19 protein-coding genes are annotated in these 16,031 nt (G+C 63.9%); 9 read left to right on the top strand and 10 right to left on the bottom strand.

Annotation, left to right across the window (positions count from 1 at the left end; all coding sequences use genetic code 11):
• Positions 1–20: 20 nt before the first annotated feature.
• On the top strand, positions 21–269 hold the full coding sequence (locus tag FAZ98_RS15095; protein WP_158952128.1) for a hypothetical protein: 249 nt from the start codon (positions 21–23) through the stop codon (positions 267–269).
• A 72-nt stretch (positions 270–341) separates the two neighbouring features.
• Here FAZ98_RS15095 and pcaC read toward each other — a convergent pair whose 3' ends face one another.
• From pcaC to FAZ98_RS15070, 5 genes are all read right to left on the bottom strand, one after another.
• Complete coding sequence (pcaC, locus tag FAZ98_RS15090; protein ID WP_158952127.1) at positions 342–737, bottom strand: 4-carboxymuconolactone decarboxylase; 396 nt, start codon at positions 735–737, stop codon at positions 342–344.
• The gene (gene pcaD, locus FAZ98_RS15085) at positions 737–1,525 is read right to left on the bottom strand and encodes a 3-oxoadipate enol-lactonase (RefSeq protein WP_158952126.1); all 789 of its coding nucleotides are present in this window, start codon (positions 1,523–1,525) and stop codon (positions 737–739) included. Before pcaD ends, pcaC begins: the two co-directional genes overlap by 1 nt.
• A gap of 49 nt (positions 1,526–1,574) precedes the next feature.
• Positions 1,575–2,942 (bottom strand): 3-carboxy-cis,cis-muconate cycloisomerase, encoded by a 1,368-nt coding sequence (locus tag FAZ98_RS15080; RefSeq protein WP_158952125.1) that lies wholly within the window; start codon positions 2,940–2,942, stop codon positions 1,575–1,577.
• A gap of 108 nt (positions 2,943–3,050) precedes the next feature.
• Positions 3,051–3,710, bottom strand: a complete 660-nt coding sequence (locus FAZ98_RS15075; protein WP_158952124.1) for a 3-oxoacid CoA-transferase subunit B — start codon at positions 3,708–3,710, stop codon at positions 3,051–3,053.
• 16 nt (positions 3,711–3,726) lie between these two features.
• Positions 3,727–4,422, bottom strand: a complete 696-nt coding sequence (locus FAZ98_RS15070) for a 3-oxoacid CoA-transferase subunit A (protein ID WP_158952123.1) — start codon at positions 4,420–4,422, stop codon at positions 3,727–3,729.
• A 323-nt stretch (positions 4,423–4,745) separates the two neighbouring features.
• On the opposite strand from FAZ98_RS15070, the gene FAZ98_RS15065 reads away from it, so the two are divergent.
• Entirely contained in the window at positions 4,746–5,669 is a 924-nt protein-coding gene (locus tag FAZ98_RS15065; protein WP_158952122.1) for a LysR family transcriptional regulator, read from the top strand.
• A 180-nt stretch (positions 5,670–5,849) separates the two neighbouring features.
• Entirely contained in the window at positions 5,850–6,515 is a 666-nt protein-coding gene (folE, locus tag FAZ98_RS15060) for a GTP cyclohydrolase I FolE (protein ID WP_158952121.1), read from the top strand.
• Between the two features lie 76 nt (positions 6,516–6,591).
• Here folE and epsC read toward each other — a convergent pair whose 3' ends face one another.
• The gene (gene epsC, locus FAZ98_RS15055) at positions 6,592–7,515 is read right to left on the bottom strand and encodes a serine O-acetyltransferase EpsC (protein ID WP_158952120.1); all 924 of its coding nucleotides are present in this window, start codon (positions 7,513–7,515) and stop codon (positions 6,592–6,594) included.
• Positions 7,516–7,664: 149 nt separating this feature from the next.
• Entirely contained in the window at positions 7,665–7,898 is a 234-nt protein-coding gene (locus FAZ98_RS15050; RefSeq protein ID WP_158952119.1) for a hypothetical protein, read from the bottom strand.
• Between the two features lie 341 nt (positions 7,899–8,239).
• Between FAZ98_RS15050 and FAZ98_RS15045 the strand changes: the two genes are divergently transcribed.
• Together FAZ98_RS15045 and FAZ98_RS15040 are read left to right on the top strand one after the other, a co-directional pair.
• Complete coding sequence (locus FAZ98_RS15045) at positions 8,240–8,692, top strand: DUF3005 domain-containing protein (protein WP_158952118.1); 453 nt, start codon at positions 8,240–8,242, stop codon at positions 8,690–8,692.
• Positions 8,693–9,252: 560 nt separating this feature from the next.
• Positions 9,253–9,957: a helix-turn-helix transcriptional regulator gene (locus tag FAZ98_RS15040; RefSeq protein WP_158953917.1), complete on the top strand. Its 705-nt coding sequence runs from the start codon at positions 9,253–9,255 to the stop codon at positions 9,955–9,957.
• Here the strand turns inward: FAZ98_RS15040 and FAZ98_RS15035 are convergent.
• A complete protein-coding gene (locus tag FAZ98_RS15035) occupies positions 9,941–10,270 on the bottom strand; it encodes a helix-turn-helix domain-containing protein (protein ID WP_199272374.1) in 330 nt (109 codons plus the stop codon). The two genes, FAZ98_RS15040 and FAZ98_RS15035, sit on opposite strands and share 17 nt — an antisense overlap.
• A gap of 169 nt (positions 10,271–10,439) precedes the next feature.
• On the opposite strand from FAZ98_RS15035, the gene FAZ98_RS15030 reads away from it, so the two are divergent.
• A complete protein-coding gene (locus FAZ98_RS15030) occupies positions 10,440–11,030 on the top strand; it encodes an acyl-homoserine-lactone synthase (RefSeq protein ID WP_158952117.1) in 591 nt (196 codons plus the stop codon).
• Positions 11,031–11,126: 96 nt separating this feature from the next.
• Here FAZ98_RS15030 and FAZ98_RS15025 read toward each other — a convergent pair whose 3' ends face one another.
• Positions 11,127–12,686, bottom strand: a complete 1,560-nt coding sequence (locus FAZ98_RS15025; RefSeq protein WP_158953913.1) for an MFS transporter — start codon at positions 12,684–12,686, stop codon at positions 11,127–11,129.
• Positions 12,687–12,730: 44 nt separating this feature from the next.
• On the bottom strand, positions 12,731–12,955 hold the full coding sequence (locus tag FAZ98_RS15020) for a hypothetical protein (RefSeq protein WP_158952116.1): 225 nt from the start codon (positions 12,953–12,955) through the stop codon (positions 12,731–12,733).
• Between the two features lie 108 nt (positions 12,956–13,063).
• Here FAZ98_RS15020 and FAZ98_RS15015 point away from each other — a divergent pair, with 108 nt between their 5' ends.
• The 3 genes from FAZ98_RS15015 (at position 13,064) to FAZ98_RS15005 (ending at position 15,949) form a co-directional block, all read left to right on the top strand.
• Complete coding sequence (locus FAZ98_RS15015; RefSeq protein WP_158952115.1) at positions 13,064–13,537, top strand: universal stress protein; 474 nt, start codon at positions 13,064–13,066, stop codon at positions 13,535–13,537.
• 169 nt (positions 13,538–13,706) lie between these two features.
• Positions 13,707–14,462: a helix-turn-helix domain-containing protein gene (locus FAZ98_RS15010; protein WP_158952114.1), complete on the top strand. Its 756-nt coding sequence runs from the start codon at positions 13,707–13,709 to the stop codon at positions 14,460–14,462.
• 209 nt (positions 14,463–14,671) lie between these two features.
• Complete coding sequence (locus FAZ98_RS15005) at positions 14,672–15,949, top strand: SUMF1/EgtB/PvdO family nonheme iron enzyme (protein ID WP_158952113.1); 1,278 nt, start codon at positions 14,672–14,674, stop codon at positions 15,947–15,949.
• The last annotated feature ends 82 nt before the right edge of the window (positions 15,950–16,031 follow it).

The following is a 16,031-nucleotide window of genomic DNA, read 5'->3' as shown; positions in this document are numbered from 1 at the left end:
AGCGCGCGAGGAGGAAGCTCATGAAGATGCCCGTCCGCACCGGCACGCATATCGAGGGCGTTCACTGGATCGCCGAGTATGTCGAAACGACGCGCCATATTCGCGTGTTCCGCGAGGGCCGCGCAGTCGACACGATTCCAGCGCCCGCCGCGATGTTCGGCGAGGAACGCGACGCGGGTTCGGCAAGCGACGCCGCGAGTCGTGCCGAAGAAGCCGCGCTGCTCGCCTGCTTGCGCCGCTATGTGGCCGACGTTCAGCCCGAAGAATGATTTGCTATTTACTTCGGCATACGAAGCAATGATCCTCAAAAAAATCGCGGGCGATAATGCCCGCGATTTTCGTTATGCCTGACCCTGCTCCGCGTCTTGCTCGCGGAAAATCTTGTCGGCGAGATGGAACGCCGAATTGGCCGCAGGCACGCCGCAATAGATCGCGGTTTGCAGCAGGACTTCCTTGATCTGCTCGCGCGTCACGCCGTTGTTGCGCGCCGCGCGCAGGTGCAGCGCGAGTTCTTCGCCGCGGTTGAGCGCGACCATCATCGAGATCGTGAGCAGGCTGCGCGTGTGACGCGGCAACCCCTCGCGCGTCCAGATTTCGCCCCACGCATAGCGCGTGATGAGATTCTGGAATTCGTCGGTGACTTCCGTGCGGTTCGCAATCGAGCGATCCACGTGCGCATCGCCCAGCACCGCGCGGCGCACGCCCATGCCGGCTTCGTAGCGGTCTTCGTCGTTCATCACGCCCCCTGCAGGAATTCGAGCACGAGCTTATTCCACTCCTTCGCCAGTTCGACGTTGGAAATGTGGGCCGCGTCGAGTTCGACGTAACGCGCGCCCGGCACCGATTCGGCGAGTTCGCGGCCTTGCGCGGGCGTCGCGGCGAGATCGTGCGTGCCCGAGATGACGAGCGTCGGTGCCTGGATCGAGCCGGCTTCGCCGCGCAGGTCAGCGGCGTTGATCGCCTCGCAGTTCGAGGCGTAGCCGTCCTTGTCCGTGTGCACGAACACGTCGCGCACCTGCGACATCACGAGCGGATGGCGCGAGATGAAGTCGGCGGTGTACCAGCGCGGCAGCACGGCGTCGGCGAGCGCGAGCATGCCTTCGCTGCGCGCCTTCGCGGCACGCGGCACCCAGACTTCGGGCGAGCCGATCTTCGCCGCCGTGTTGCAGAGCACGAGACGGTCGATGCGATGACCGAAGCGCGCACCGAGCCCCACGCCGGTCAGGCCACCCATCGACACGCCCGCGAAATGCGCTCGCTCGATGCCGAGCAGATCCATGAGACCGATCACGTCGCCGGTCAACTGCTCGATCGTGTACGGACCTTGCGGCGCCTCCGAATGACCGTGACCGCGCGTGTCGTAGCGCAGCACGCGAAAGTGCTTCGAGAACTCGACGAGCTGCGGCGTCCACATCGACACGTCGCTGCCGAGCGAATTCGAGAGAACCAGCCACGGCGCCGTTGCATTGGCCGCACCGTCGATGCGGTAGAACAACTGCGTGTCGTTGACAGCTGCGTAAGGCATGCGTGTTACTCCTCGGAAATCGTGAATCTGCAATAAAGTTCAGTGCGTTTTAGTGCTGCTTTTGCCGCTGTGCCTGCCGGTCATGCGCGGCGAGCACGGCATCGACGAATGCACCCGCTTCGCCCACGTAGTTGGCCGGGTCGAGCAGCGCCTTCAGGCGCGCTTCGTCCAGATGCTGCGTGACAGCGGTATCGGCGGCCAGCACATCGTAAAGCGTGCGGCCGCTTTGCACCGCCGCTTTCGAGGCGTGCTCGACGAGATGGTGCGCGTCGAGACGCCCCACCTTGTCGCCGAGCGCGAGCATGACGGCCTCGCCGAGAATCAGCCCGTGCGTGATGTCGAGATTGGCCGCGAGACGTTCGGGCCGCACTTCCAGACCGCCCGCGATCTGCTCGATCTGCGCGAGCGCGCCGCCCGCGAGACGCGCGAGATCGGGCAACGCGTCCCACTCGGCCTGCCAGCCGCCGAGTGCGCGTTCGTGCTCCTGCACCATGCCCGCGAACACCGTGGCGACGAGCCCCGGCGCGCGTGCCGCCGCCGTGAGGACCGCCGCGCAGCCGACGGGATTGCGTTTGTGCGGCATCGTCGACGAACCGCCCTTGCCCGCCGCCGCCGGCTCGCCGAGTTCGCCCACCTCGGTCTGCATCTGCAGCGAGATGTCGCGCGCGATCTTGCCGAGCGTACCGATCAGCATGCCGAAGAACGATGCCGCCTCGGCAATGCGATCGCGCTGCGTGTGCCACGGCAGCGCGGGCTGCGCGAGGCCGAGTTCTCGCGCGAGCGCGGCGCTCACTTGCGGTGCGGCGTCGCGCAAACTCGCGAGCGTGCCGGCCGCGCCGCCGAATTGCAGCACGAGCGCGCGTTCGCGCAGCGCCGCGAGCCGCTCGCGATGACGCAGCAGCGCGTCGAGCCATTGCGCGAACTTCAGGCCGAGCGTGATCGGCAGCGCTTGCTGCAACCACGTGCGTCCGACCATCGGCGTGGCGCGATGCGCGCGCGCGAGTGCGGCGAGCTTCGCGCAGGTCGCGTCGAGACCGGTTTCGATCTGTGCGAGCGCGTCGCGCAGTTGCAGCACCGTCGCCGTATCGATGATGTCCTGGCTCGTGGCGCCCCAGTGCACGTACTTGGCGGCTTCGGGATCGACCGCTTTCACGCGCGCCGTGAGCTGCTTGACGAGCGGAATCGCGAGATTGCCGCCGAGCGCCGCGTCGCGGGCGAGCGCGGGCGCGTCGAGCTGTTCCGCCACGCAGGTTGCGACGATGGCGGGCACGGCCGACTGCGGAATCACGCCATGCGCCGCCGACGCGCGCGCCAGCGCGGCTTCGACGTCGAGCATGCGTTGCAGCGTGGCCTCGGGCGACCACACCGCGTTCATGGGCTCGGTTCCGCAGATCAGGCTCGTGAGGCGTTCAATCATGGAAATATCGTGCAGGCTTTCAGAGACAGATGGCGCGGTAACCTGCAGTGCATATCGATCACTGCAGGTTACCGCGCCACGAATGCGTGCGATGCACGCGAGTGCAGTTTACGCTGCGCGGCGATTTTGCGTCGCGTCGATCAGCGGCACGCCGGCGAGCTTCTGAAGCGCGTCGAAATCGATATCCGAATAGATTTCGCGCACGGCCAGACCGTCGCTCGTGACGTCGAACGCTGCGAGGTCGGTGTAAATGCGGTCGACGCACTGCACGCCCGTGACCGGGTACGAGCACTCGGCAACCAGCTTGCTCTCGCCCTGCTTCGTCAGCAGTTCCATCATCACGAACACCTGCTTCGCGCCGATGGCGAGGTCCATCGCGCCGCCCACGGCCGGGATCGCGTCGGGTGCGCCCGTGTGCCAGTTCGCGAGGTCGCCCTTCGCCGAGACCTGGAACGCGCCGAGCACGCAGTAGTCGAGATGGCCGCCGCGCATCATCGCGAAAGAGTCCGCGTGATGGAAATACGCGCCACCCGTCAGCAGCGTGACGTGCTGCTTGCCCGCGTTGATGAGTTCGTCGTCTTCTTCACCGGGCGCGGGCGCCGGGCCCATGCCGAGCAGACCGTTCTCGCTGTGCAGGAAGATTTCCTTGTTTGCGTCGAGGTGGTTCGCCACCAGCGTCGGCACGCCGATGCCGAGATTCACGTACGCGCCTTCGGGAATGTCCGCGGCCACGCGCTGGGCCATTTCCTCGCGATTCAGTCGTTTCATTGCTTCTCTCCTTCCTTCACGCCGCCTGGCTTTGCGATTGATGAGCCGCTTGCGGCACGGCGACGACACGCTGCACGAAAATGCCAGGCGTGACGATCACTTCCGGATCGAGCTGGCCGAGTTCGACGACTTCCGACACCTGCGCGATGGCGACCTTCGCCGCGCTCGCCATGATCGGGCCGAAGTTGCGCGCCGTCTTGCGATACACGAGGTTGCCCCAACGATCGCCCTTGTACGCCTTGATGAGCGCGAAGTCGGCGTGCAGCGGCGCTTCGAGCACGTAATGACGACCGTCGATCAGGCGCGTTTCCTTGCCTTCGGCGAGCTTCGTGCCGTAGCCCGTGGGCGTGAAGAAACCGCCGATACCGGCGCCCGCCGCGCGAATGCGCTCGGCGAGATTGCCCTGCGGCACGAGTTCGAGTTCGATTTCGCCCGCGCGATACAGCGCGTCGAACACGTACGAGTCGGTCTGCCGCGGGAACGAGCAGATGATCTTGCGCACGCGTTTGGCCTTGAGCAGCGCGGCCAGACCCGTGTCGCCGTTACCGGCGTTGTTGTTGACGATGGTGAGATCGCGCGCGCCTTGTGCGATCAGCGCGTCGATCAGTTCGGCGGGCATCCCGGCGGTGCCGAAACCGCCGATCATCACCGTGGCGCCGTCATGGACGTCGGCCACGGCGGCTTGAAGCGAGTCGGAAATCTTGTTGATCATGCCTGTTCCTGAGAGCGATGCGCATCGCGGAGAATCCACGCCACTGATCGCAGAAAGTTCTATATACGAACACTGATTCGTTTAGCGAACGTCGAGCGCATTATGGAAGCCGACGCGCGCGCTTGTCAAGGCGGGGCTTCCCCGAGACTGCACTCCAGTGCATGGGAGAAAAGTGCATGTCTATCAGGATAGAAGCTGCACAAAAGCCGCCGGAAGCGGCGGTGCGCACTATCCCCAATATCTGGAATTCCACTTCATGCTCTAGTCTTTATCTCATTTCGGCATAATGGCTCGCAGTGCGTGTCGCGGCGAGCGCTCTCTCGATGCAAGACCTCGACCTGAATCTCATCCCCTTCCTCGTGGCGATGGAGGACACGCGCAACGTGAGTCGCGCCGCCGAGCGGCTGGGTGTCAGCCAGCCACGTGTAAGCACGGCGCTCGGCAAGCTGCGCGAGTATTTCGGCGACCCGCTGTTCGTGCGCACCTCGCGCGGCATGGAACCCACGCCGCGCGCGCTCGGCCTCATTCCGGCGGCGCGCGATGCGCTCATCCGCATCGAGAAAGGCATGTTGCAGGATCAGGACTTCGATCCGGCCACCAGCACGCACACGTTCTCGATTGCGCTTTCCGACGTCGGCGAGATCGTGTTTCTGCCGCGTCTGTTGCAGGTCTTCGCGGAGCGCGCGCCCAACGCGAATCTGCGCTCGGTATCGCTGCCGCCGAGTCAGGTCGAACGCGGCCTCGAATCCGGCGACATCGATCTTGCGGTGGGTTATTTCCCCGACCTCGGCGGCAACAATTTTTTCCAGCAGCGGCTGTTCACGCATCGCTTCATCTGCATGATGCGCAGTGCGCATCCGCTCGCGGGGCAGCCCATCACGCTCGAACAGTTTCTGAATCTGGGCCACGCCGTCGTGCGCGCCGAGGGCCGCAGCCAGGAAGTGCTCGAGCACTATCTGGAGAAAAAGCGCCTGCACCGCCGTGCCGTGCTGGAGACGCCCCACTTCATGAGCTTGCCGTTCATCCTCACGCGCTCGGACCTCATTGCCACGGTGCCGCATGCAATCGGCTTCGCTTACGTGTCCGAACATGCATCGATCACGCTCGTGGAACCGCCTTTGCCGCTGCCGCGCTTCGACCTGAAGCAGCACTGGCATCGCAAGTATCACAATGCGCCGCGCGGCGCATGGCTGCGCAGCCTCGTCGCCGAGCTGTTCAACGACGCCATGGACGAATGGCCGAAGTGAGCGGCGAGCGAGCGCCGGAACCCGAGTGCCGGTACCTCCGGCGCGACGCGGGAAAACATGAAACAATGCGCGTTTTGGGTGCATGTCGGATCGGGCGTTTGCCCGCACGGCAGTCACTATCTTGCATGGGACCGCGTGGGCGCCTGAAGCGCCATCGCCGGTCGCCACTGGAGCCGATGCATGAGCGAAGAGAAGAAGAAAACGAAGCAACGCAAGACGGAAACGCGGGTGGTCAGCGCCAGCGCACCCGTGGAGCGGCCGTCACGCGACGAAGCCGAAGCGGCCGTGCGCACCCTGCTGCGCTGGGCCGGCGACGATCCTTCGCGCGAAGGTCTGCTCGATACGCCCGCGCGCGTCGTGCGCGCCTACGAAGAGTTCTTCGCGGGCTATCAGGTCGATCCGCGCGACATCCTCGCGCGCACGTTTTCGGAAGTCGACGGCTACGACGAAATGATCGTGCTGAAAGACATTCGCTTCGAAAGCTATTGCGAGCATCACATGGTGCCGATCATCGGCCGCGCGCATGTCGCGTATCTGCCCAAGCATCGCGTGGTGGGCATCTCGAAGCTTGCGCGGCTCGTGGATGCCTTCGCCAAGCGGCTGCAGATCCAGGAAAAGATGACGGTGCAGATCGCCGACACGCTCAACGACGTGCTGCAACCGGAAGGCGTCGGCGTCATTCTCGAAGCGGCACATCAGTGCATGTCCACGCGTGGTGTGCACAAGGCCGGCGTCTCGATGGTCACCTCGCGCATGCTCGGCACGTTCCGCACGGACCCGTCCACGCGTCGCGAGTTTCTCGCGATCGTCGGTCATTCGGGCGCCATGGGTCTCTCGAATACCTGAAGCGGCGGCGCCGATCGGCCATAAAAAACGGGACGCCGCGGCGTCCCGTTTTCTTTGCACTTTAATTCAAGCTAGTTCAGGCGCTCGCGTCGCCGCGCTCGATCTCGCGTATCTTGCCCTGGCGCACGCTGCTGCCCGCCGGCACGCTGTGCGTGAGCCACACGTTCCCGCCGATCACCGAGCCGCGCCCGATCGTCACGCGGCCGAGAATGGTCGCGCCCGCGTAGATCACCACGTCGTCTTCGACGATCGGATGGCGCGCATTGCCCTTGACGAGCGTGCCGTCGAGATCGGCGGCAAAACTCTTCGCGCCGAGCGTTACGGCCTGGTACACGCGCACGCGCTCGCCGATGATCGCCGTCTCGCCGATCACCACCCCCGTGCCATGATCGATGAAGAAACTCGAACCGATCTGAGCGCCCGGGTGAATGTCGATGCCCGTGGCCGAGTGCGCGATCTCGTTGATGAAGCGCGCGAGCAGCGGCACGCCGAGACGATATAGCGCATGCGCGAGCCGGTGATGCGTCATCGCCCAGATGCCCGGATAGCAGAGCAGGATCTCGGTGATGTTGTGCGCGGCCGGGTCGCCCGCGAACGCGGCCTGAATGTCGCTCACGAGCAGCGCGCGAATCTCCGGCAGTCGATGGCCGAACTCGCGCGCGACTTCGAACGCGCGGGCGCGCAGATCGTCGTCGCTGACATGCGCATTCTCCGGCAGGAACCGCAGGGCGCGGCGAATTTGCTCGGAAAGCAGGCGCAGCGTGCTTTCGAGCGTATGGCCGACGTAGTAGTCGACACTTTCGTCGGTGAGATCGGGCGCGCCGTAGTGGGTGGGAAAGAGCGCGGCGCGCAGGCCGGCCACGATGTTGACGATCGCCTCGCGCGACGGCAATTCGCGAATCCCGAGCGGATGGCGCGTGCGATGCCGTTCCTCGCGCGACGCGCGCAGCTCGGAAACGATCTGTTCGAGACCCCAGTCGGGGGAAGCAGCTTTGGACATGGTGATGCAGCAGCGGACGCACGGCCGCGCGGAAGTGTATCGACCCTAGAGGTTACCGCGTTTCGGGCGAGTTCGCCGGAGGGCCCGTGAGAGTGAGCGGCGCGAGATTGCGCGGGTCGGCCAGCGAGAGCGCCGCGATCGGAAGCGGATCAGAGCGTGACGCTGCTCGCGTCGATCCAGCGCACGGCCCAGTCGCGGGCGTGCGCAATGGCGGCGGCTTCGTCGGGGAAGCGCAGCTCGGCGGGGAAAAAACGGTTGGCGACGAGTTCGCCGTCGCTCGAACGCGAAATCACCACATAGGGTTGCCAGGACCCGTCGCCGGCTCGTGCCGGCGCGCAATTCAGCAAATAGCCGCGATGCGTGAATGCAGCGTCGAAGTGCATGTGTCTCACCCGCCCCTGACTGCCTCGTTCATTTACATTTATATATAGCGCGCAAATTCGGAATTCCGAGGCAAAACAAAGCCTTGAGCCGATGTTTCGGCCCATTAATTGAAAGCGCGCCAACTCGATGAAAGAGGATCATACTCCTGGGAAAAAGGCCGATCCAACGAAAAAAATGCGAAATCGCTGGAAGCGTTCTCCTGGCGAACCGGCTTGCTTTTCGGTGCGCGCTCCGGGCGCGCACTGCCCGCTATTCTCTCGATCGAGTCGCGGCGCCGCGCTGGAACGGCGCTTGCGGAATTCAGGCTGACATCAGCCACGTTGGTCCAAGGAGGAAGATCATGATTCGTCCCGACGACACCGGTCAGGCCGCGATGGGTGCAAAGGAAGGCCCGACGCGCAGCGCCGAACTGCATAACGATCGCACGCACGATAGTTCCGTCGACACCGACGGCAAGAACCGCGAAGCCGCGCGCCGCGCGGGTGACGGCGTCATTGGCCCGGACGAAGTCGTCATGAGCAACGCCACGCTCGACAACAGCGTGCCCGAAACGCCGGACGGGTTCGCCGGTTATGACAGTCGCAAAGTGGGCGGTCACCGCCTGCTGTTCGCGCTGGAATCCGGCTACGAATGGATTGACAAGGGTATGACCCCGCCTGAATTGCCCGCCGATATCGCGTGGCAGTTCGTTGATCCCGAGGGCACTGGACAGCGCCGTAATCCGGGCCGCATGCACTACGCCCTCAATCATCTGCGCCCGGCGCGCATCATCGAAATCCTGCGCAAGCCCTGAGTTAAAACGGGGAAGCATAGTTTCGGCGTCAACAGAGCGGCAGTAAAATGCCGCTCATCTGTTTATGCTCGAACTTCAATGCATTAGCACCGGCATTTGAATTCCTCAGTTCTACCGATTTTTACCGACTCCCCTGTCATTCCGGCAAAAAAATACCGATCAATTTGGGCGGAATCAAAGTGCAGCGCGTCGAGTGCGTATAAAAAGAGAAAATAAAATCACGCACAAAATGACAGTCATTATTTAATTGCCATTATTCTCTGCGGCATCAAGACGGCGCCGGCTACGCTTGCGACTTCCTGACGGCACCCGCTGCCCGGAGGCACGGATGTCGCGGCGTGCGTTGCCGCTTCCCGCATCGTCCCCCGCTCGCCTACCGCATCTCCGACAGAAAAAACGTGCGCAAACGGACCCTTTTGCGGAATTAGGGCAATCAGGGAGGGATTTAGTGATAAATTCTTACATCATAAGAAGCGAGGCGCCGATATCGCGTGGCCGTCCACGCTCGCGCCTACCGCCGATGGAGAGTGTTGAACGTGCCTCTACATTTTATTGAGCAGATGTCGCCCGTGCTCGACGCGCCTGAAGAGGCGGCGTGGTTCGACGCGGTGAACGGGCTCGCCAGCTCGTGGGGTTTCAGCCAGCTCATGCTGGCTATCCTGCCTCGTCCCGGCATGCGTCTCGAGGATGCGTTCATTCGAACGAACTACTCCGCCGCATGGCGGCAGACGTACAACGACCACGGCATGGCCTATTTCGACCCGACCGTGTCGCATTGCACGACGCGGTCGTCGCCGCTCATCTGGTCGCCGGAACTCTTCGCGACCGAGCAGCAGCAATCCATGTACGAGGAAGCCCGCGCCTACGGGCTGCGCGCCGGCATTACGCTGCCGATTCACGGGCCGCGCCAGGAAATCGGCATGCTGTGCTTCGTCAACGACGTGAATCCGACCGACAGTTTCTGGGACGACGTGAACCGCGCGCTGCCGAATCTCGTGCTGCTGCGCGATCTGGTGCTGGATACGAGTCAGCGACATCTGACCGAGCACGCCCAGTCGCTGATCCCGAAATTGACGCCGCGTGAGAAGGAATGCCTCAAGTGGACCGCGCTCGGCAAGTCCACATGGGAAATTTCGCACATCCTGAATTGCTCCGAGGCCGTGGTGAACTTCCACATGAAGAACATTCGCGGGAAGTTCGGCGTCAATTCACGGCGCGCGGCCGCCGTGATCGCAACTCAAATGGGTCTTATTGACCCGGGCTAAACGCCATCGGACCTTCGGCGCGGCGCAGTACGCGCTCGGCGCGGCCCAGATCGCCGTCCGAAATCGTCTTGTTGAAATATAAACCCAGCAGAATCGAGACCGGCGGCGGAATTTCCGCGCCCGATTCGAATCGGCTGCCGCGCGACTGCGTCACGCCGAACCGCGCCCAGAAACGGCGCTGGCTTTCCTTCTTCTTCTTCCGATACGCGATGATCAGGACGCGGTCGATGACCGACGACAGATCCCCTGAGGATGAAACCGCGGACGAAAAGGTGGTCGCACCCGAGTGCCATTGATTCTCAATTAGTTCCATGATGACTCTCGCTGTCAGATATGCCTGATGAGTGTTTGCCGCCTGACGAATTCTCCTGAAGAGACCCTACCTGCGCACCTACCCAGGTAGGTAGGTGTTTTTTTATATTCACGACGCATAGCTTTCGATCCGTACTGCCGCGCTTCTTACACGCACACGGAGAGTTGTCATGCAAGCTGTAATCCGGATCGGTCAGAGACAGGACTTCGACAACGAGGTAATCAACGAGATGTACCGGTTGCGTGCGCGGGTGTTTCGCGACCGGCTCGGGTGGGACATTCCTACGATTGCGGGCATGGAAATCGACGGCTACGACGCGCTCGGGCCCCATTACATGTTGATCCAGGACACGGCAGGACAGGTGCGCGGCTGCTGGCGTCTCATGCCCACCGAGGGCCCCAACATGCTGCGCGATACCTTTCCGCAGTTGCTCCACGGCGCGGAAGCGCCATCGTCGGGTAACGTCTGGGAACTGAGTCGATTTGCCGTCGAATCCGGTAATGATCAGACATTTGGATTCGCGGAACTGACCTTGCACGCGATGCGCGCGGTGGTCTCGCATGCGTTCCGCGCAGGTATCAGCCGCTATGTCACGGTCACGACAACCCCCATCGAGCGCCTCTTGCGACGCACGGGCATCGACGTCAACCGGCTCGGCGCGCCACTGCGCATCGGCGTGGAAAATGCAGTCGCGCTCGATATTGCGATGAGCCCGCGAACCCGCGAAGCGCTGTTCGGACCGATAGCCGCGGCGGCCTGAGCGCGGTCGACGTCGCGCAAATTTCACGAAGTGTTGTTTTTGTCAGACAAATAACGCGCGACGTCTGATCGATTTTTGTCCAGTCGGCCGAAAAAGTCAGTCGGCGTTGACTTCGCCAGCCGGCGTTTCGGCCGGTTTGGGCGCCGGCGCGCTCTTGCTGAAGCGGATATGCGAAATGCGCCGCACCATCAGCGCCGCCGCCAGCGCCGCGGCGCCCGTCAGCCCAATCCCGAGATGAATCGCGTCGACGAGCACGTGCCGCACGGCTTCGATCAGCGCTTCGCCGTCGAGTCCGGCGGTTTTCATCTGCGTGACCAGACCGGTGCGCAAGGCCGGATCGATCAGCACGCGCGGATCGGCCAGCAGCGGCCGCCAGCGTTGCTGCAACGGCGCGCCGAGCACGGCCAGCGCATCGCTCACGCCAGCCGCATAGCGGTGGTTCACGATCGTCGCCACCACGCTCGTGCCGAGCATGCCGCCCACCATGCGCGTGGATTGCAGCAGCGCCGTGGTGATGCCGAAACGCTCGCGTCCGGCAATCTCCTGGCCGAACACATTCAGATTGTTGAGGATGAAGCCGAGACCGATGCCGACCGCCGACATCGACAGTTCGAGCCAGAGGTGCGGCGTGCGCAGCGTGGTGAATGCCAGACCCACCGAGGCCGCGACCAGCAGGCCGAAGCCCACGGTCAGGATCGTGGTCGGCTTGCGCAGCTTGATGACGATGCGCGTGTTGATCAGGCTGCCGAGCGCGATGCACGCGGCGATCGGCGTGGCAAGCAGACCGGCTTCCTGCGGTGACAGGCCGAAGCCGCCCTGCAGCAGCAGCGGCGCGAAAAAAATCAGCGAAAACATCACGAAGCCCGAAAGCGTCGAGAGCGTGAACAGCGTGACGAGCTGCGGATCGCGGAACAGGTCGAGCGGAATCATCGGATGCGTGGCGCGACGCTCGCAAATCAGCAAGGCGACCGCGCCGACCACCACCAGCCCCGCCAGCAAGATATTGCCGATGGTGAAGCCGTCCTGCGGCACCGCCTCGATGAAGGTCTGGAATCCGCCCAGCACGAGCGCGACCAGTACCGCGCCGGTCCAGTCGATGCGCACCTCGCCGGTGCGCGCGGGCCGGTAAGACGGCAAGTGCGCCCAGATGAAATAAAGTGCGAGCGCACCGACCGGCAAGTTCACCATGAACGTCGAGCGCCAGCCGAAGTGCTCGCTGAGCCAACCGCCCAGCGACGGACCCGCCGCCGTGCCGATGCCGTAGGCGGCCGCCATGACGACCTGCCAGCGCACCCGCGCGCGCGGGTCGGGGAACAGATCGGGAATCGAGGCGAACGCCGTGCCCACCATCATGCCGCCGCCCACGCCCTGCAGCGCCCGCGCGGCCGCGAGGAAGCGCATGTCGGTGGCGAGCCCGCACAGCACCGAAGCCACCGTGAAGACGATCACGGCCGCGAGCACGAAGCGCTTGCGCCCGAAGTAGTCGCCGAGCCGGCCGAACACCGGCACGGTCACGATCGACGCCAGCAGGTAGGCGCTCGCGATCCACGCGTAGTACTCGAAGCCGTGAAGTTCGGCGACGATCGAGGGCAATGCGGTACTGACGACGGTCTGGTCGAGCGCGACCAGCATGTTGACGAGGCCGATGCCGAGCATGGCCAGAAGCGCGTCGCGAAACGGCAGCGTGGCGGAAGTGGAGTTCACGGGGGGATGACAGCGCGGGGCGAAAAATACGCAACGATACTGGCATGCCAGTGCAGGCGCAACCGCAGCAAAAAGGCAAGCCCGGCAATATCCCGGTTTGCCGCGCCGGTTTTCATCGTCCATGAAGCCGATTTCCGGCGCTTGCAAGCAACTGCATTTCTTCCGATGAAGCCGTGGTATTCCGACGCACTGGCCTTGACCTTCCTGCGCCCTGCTTCCATCTTTCATACGAGTCGACTGCAGGTTCAGACGCGATCCATTAAGCTGCTTGCCAGTCGCGCCATCACCAGACGCCGTGCGTCTTTCGATCCATTCAACGCGGAGGTTCCATGTACACACGCATTCTTGTCGCCGTCGACGGCAGCGCCACTTCGCGCCGCGCCTTCGAAGCGGCGGTCGAACTGGCCAAGGCCATGGGCTCGACCCTGCTGCCTTTCTACGTGATCGAAAACACGCCGATGTATTTCGACGCGCCGGGCTACGATCCGTCGATCCTGCGCAACCAGATGATCGCGCAGGGCAAGGATCTCGCCGACGAAATGAACCAGGCGATGCGCGAGCGCGGCGTGCAAGGCGACATGGTTACGGGCGAGGCCTCTTCGCTCGACGACGTGCCGACGCTCGTGCTCGAAGCCGCGAAAACCCATCACGCCGACCTCATCGTGATGGGCACGCACGGCCGCCGCGGCGTCCAGCGCCTCATTCTCGGCAGCGTTGCCGAACGCTGCGTACGGCAATCCTCGCTGCCCGTTCTGCTGATTCCGTCAGCCGCTGGCGCTCCCGCCGACAAAGGCGAGCAATAACTCCTGGAGACCGGGCATCGGTAGGCGGCCGCTTGCGCGCCAGCAGATTGCGCGCAAGCGGCCTCTGATAAGGCGCAAAGCAATTCATCTCAAAAGCGCGGCAGTTTGCCGCGAATTCGAGATTTGACCCCGGAGGAAAATGCACGACACAGATCAAAGGAGCATGTCGATGTTGACCCCTACCGTGGTATCGAACTCTACTGTGCGCCGCAGCAGCCGCACCCCTGCGGCCAACGCACGAACCTCCACGCGCTGCTCGAACTGTGCAATGCGGCACCTGTGCATGCCGCAGGGCCTGACGGTCGACGAGCTGCCCAAACTCGAAGCCCTGATCTGCAATGCGCGTAGCGTGCGACGCGGCGACTTCGTGTATCGCGCTGGCGATCCGTTCGAAAACCTTTTCGTCGCGCGTTCGGGCTCGCTCAAGACGGTCATGGCGCACCGCGACGGCCGGGAACAGGTCACCGCGCTGCGCCTCGCCGGTGACCCGCTCGGGCTCGACGGCATCAGCACGGGCATGCACACGGCCAGCGCAGTCGCGCTCGAAGACAGCTCGGTGTGCATCATCCCCTACCCGGCGCTCAAGCACATGTGCCGCGAAACCGGCGCCATGCAGGACCGGCTGCATCGCCTCATGAGCGAACAGATCATTCGCGAGTCGTCGCAAATGATGGTGCTGGGCTCGCTGTCCGCCGACGAGCGCGTGGCCGCCTTCCTGCTCGATGTTTCCGAACGCAACGGCCAGCGCGGTTATTCGCACGCGGAATTCAACCTGCGCATGACGCGCGAGGACATGGGCAGCTACCTTGGCATGACGCTCGAAACGGTCAGCCGCACCTTGTCAAGATTTCAAAAGCGCGGCCTGATCGACGCGCAGGGCAAGCTGATTCGTATTATCGATCTCGAAAGCTTGCGCCGCCTCTGAGCGGCGCCGGTCCGCCGTCTGGGCGATCGGGCGCCGGCGCGCCGGTGCCCCGCCTGATCGGCGAGATCCGTCGTGCTCTTCATCTCACCACCGCCACCGGAGCGCCGCACCGCGCCGCGCTCCCGTGACGCGGCGTGCCGGCTCGATGGCACAACTCCTGCGCAGGGGATACAGTCTCGTACTAAACCCTCGCAAGGAGAGTCGTCGAAATGCTTCTCCCGCAACAGCTTTCGCTTGCCGCACGACTGAACCACGCGCGCGCCGCCAGCGACGCCCTCTTCGACGTCGTCAAGCCCGAATTCCGCTACGAGCGCCCGATACGCGAGCGTCATCGCATCGTGTTTTACATCGGCCATCTCGAAGCGTTCGACCGTAATCTGTTCGACAAGCGCCTGTTCGATCTGCCGGCGTCCGACGCGCGGCTCGACCAGCTGTTCGCGTTCGGCATCGATCCTGTCGATGGCGCGCTGCCCACCGACACGCCCGAGGACTGGCCCACGCTGCAGGAAGTGGTCGACTACGCGCAGGCAGCACGGCGCGGTATCGACGAACAAATCGCCGCCCTCGATCTGCCGCTGGGCGCCTCGCATCACGATACGCCCGGCCAATTGCTGAACGTTGCGATCGAGCATCGCCTGATGCACGTGGAAACGCTCGCGTACATGCTGCATCAGTTGCCCTTCGAGTACAAAGTTGCGCCCGAGGCAGCGCCGGCGCGTGCCGATCACCTCTATGCAGTCACGCCCGATATGGTCGCCGTGCCGGAAGGCCGCACGGAACTCGGCATGACGCTGGAGCGCGGCGTATTCGGCTGGGACAACGAGTTCGGCGAGCAGCAGGTGGATGTCCCGGCCTTCGAGATCGACCGTTACATGGTGACGAACGGCGCGTTTCTCGAATTTGTCGAAGCCGGTGGCTACCGCGACCGTTCGCTCTGGAACGACGCCGACTGGGCGTGGAAGGAAGCCGAAGGCGTCGCGCACCCGGTGTTCTGGTTGCGCGGCGAGGACGGCTGGCGTCTGCGCACGATGTTCGACGACATCGCGCTACCGCTCGCATGGCCTGTGTACGTGAGTCATGCCGAAGCCAGCGCCTTCGCCCGCTGGCGCGGCGCGAAGCTGCCGAGCGAAGCGCAATGGCAACGCGCGGCGCATGGCGCGCTGCCCGGCGCGACCGACAACTTCGACTTTCGCGACTGGAACCCCGTGGCCGTGGACGCCACCCCCGACAGCGCCAGCACCTGGGGCGTGGAAGGTCTCTACGGCAACGGTTGGGAATGGACGTCGTCGCTATTCGAGCCGCTGCCCGGCTTCAAGGCGTTCCCGTTCTACGAAGGCTATTCGGCGAACTTCTTCGACGGCCAGCACTACGCGATGAAAGGCGGCTCGCCGCGCACCGCGCAGTGCATGTTGCGTCCGACCTTCCGCAACTGGTTTCAGCCGCGCTACCAGTATGTGTATGCGGGATTTCGCTGCGTGAAGGGTTGACATGCGGGTTGATATGCCGAAGTTGAAGACGGGGAATAACACGTGGTTGGCGATACGAGCTCAACCCCGCGACCAGACCCAT

Origin of the sequence: Paraburkholderia acidisoli (assembly GCF_009789675.1) — a bacterium.
GTDB classification, from domain to species: domain Bacteria; phylum Pseudomonadota; class Gammaproteobacteria; order Burkholderiales; family Burkholderiaceae; genus Paraburkholderia; species Paraburkholderia acidisoli.
This window is presented reverse-complemented; position numbering and strand designations above follow the sequence as displayed.

Coding starts and splice junctions, on each gene's coding strand:
- FAZ98_RS15095 (WP_158952128.1), top strand. CDS start 21: ATGAAGATGCCCGTCCGCACCGGCACGCATATCGAGGGCGTTCACTGG.
- pcaC (WP_158952127.1), bottom strand. CDS start 737: ATGAACGACGAAGACCGCTACGAAGCCGGCATGGGCGTGCGCCGCGCG.
- pcaD (WP_158952126.1), bottom strand. CDS start 1,525: ATGCCTTACGCAGCTGTCAACGACACGCAGTTGTTCTACCGCATCGAC.
- FAZ98_RS15080 (WP_158952125.1), bottom strand. CDS start 2,942: ATGATTGAACGCCTCACGAGCCTGATCTGCGGAACCGAGCCCATGAAC.
- FAZ98_RS15075 (WP_158952124.1), bottom strand. CDS start 3,710: ATGAAACGACTGAATCGCGAGGAAATGGCCCAGCGCGTGGCCGCGGAC.
- FAZ98_RS15070 (WP_158952123.1), bottom strand. CDS start 4,422: ATGATCAACAAGATTTCCGACTCGCTTCAAGCCGCCGTGGCCGACGTC.
- FAZ98_RS15065 (WP_158952122.1), top strand. CDS start 4,746: ATGCAAGACCTCGACCTGAATCTCATCCCCTTCCTCGTGGCGATGGAG.
- folE (WP_158952121.1), top strand. CDS start 5,850: ATGAGCGAAGAGAAGAAGAAAACGAAGCAACGCAAGACGGAAACGCGG.
- epsC (WP_158952120.1), bottom strand. CDS start 7,515: ATGTCCAAAGCTGCTTCCCCCGACTGGGGTCTCGAACAGATCGTTTCC.
- FAZ98_RS15050 (WP_158952119.1), bottom strand. CDS start 7,898: ATGCACTTCGACGCTGCATTCACGCATCGCGGCTATTTGCTGAATTGC.
- FAZ98_RS15045 (WP_158952118.1), top strand. CDS start 8,240: ATGATTCGTCCCGACGACACCGGTCAGGCCGCGATGGGTGCAAAGGAA.
- FAZ98_RS15040 (WP_158953917.1), top strand. CDS start 9,253: ATGTCGCCCGTGCTCGACGCGCCTGAAGAGGCGGCGTGGTTCGACGCG.
- FAZ98_RS15035 (WP_199272374.1), bottom strand. CDS start 10,270: ATGGAACTAATTGAGAATCAATGGCACTCGGGTGCGACCACCTTTTCG.
- FAZ98_RS15030 (WP_158952117.1), top strand. CDS start 10,440: ATGCAAGCTGTAATCCGGATCGGTCAGAGACAGGACTTCGACAACGAG.
- FAZ98_RS15025 (WP_158953913.1), bottom strand. CDS start 12,686: ATGCTCGGCATCGGCCTCGTCAACATGCTGGTCGCGCTCGACCAGACC.
- FAZ98_RS15020 (WP_158952116.1), bottom strand. CDS start 12,955: ATGGAAGCAGGGCGCAGGAAGGTCAAGGCCAGTGCGTCGGAATACCAC.
- FAZ98_RS15015 (WP_158952115.1), top strand. CDS start 13,064: ATGTACACACGCATTCTTGTCGCCGTCGACGGCAGCGCCACTTCGCGC.
- FAZ98_RS15010 (WP_158952114.1), top strand. CDS start 13,707: ATGTTGACCCCTACCGTGGTATCGAACTCTACTGTGCGCCGCAGCAGC.
- FAZ98_RS15005 (WP_158952113.1), top strand. CDS start 14,672: ATGCTTCTCCCGCAACAGCTTTCGCTTGCCGCACGACTGAACCACGCG.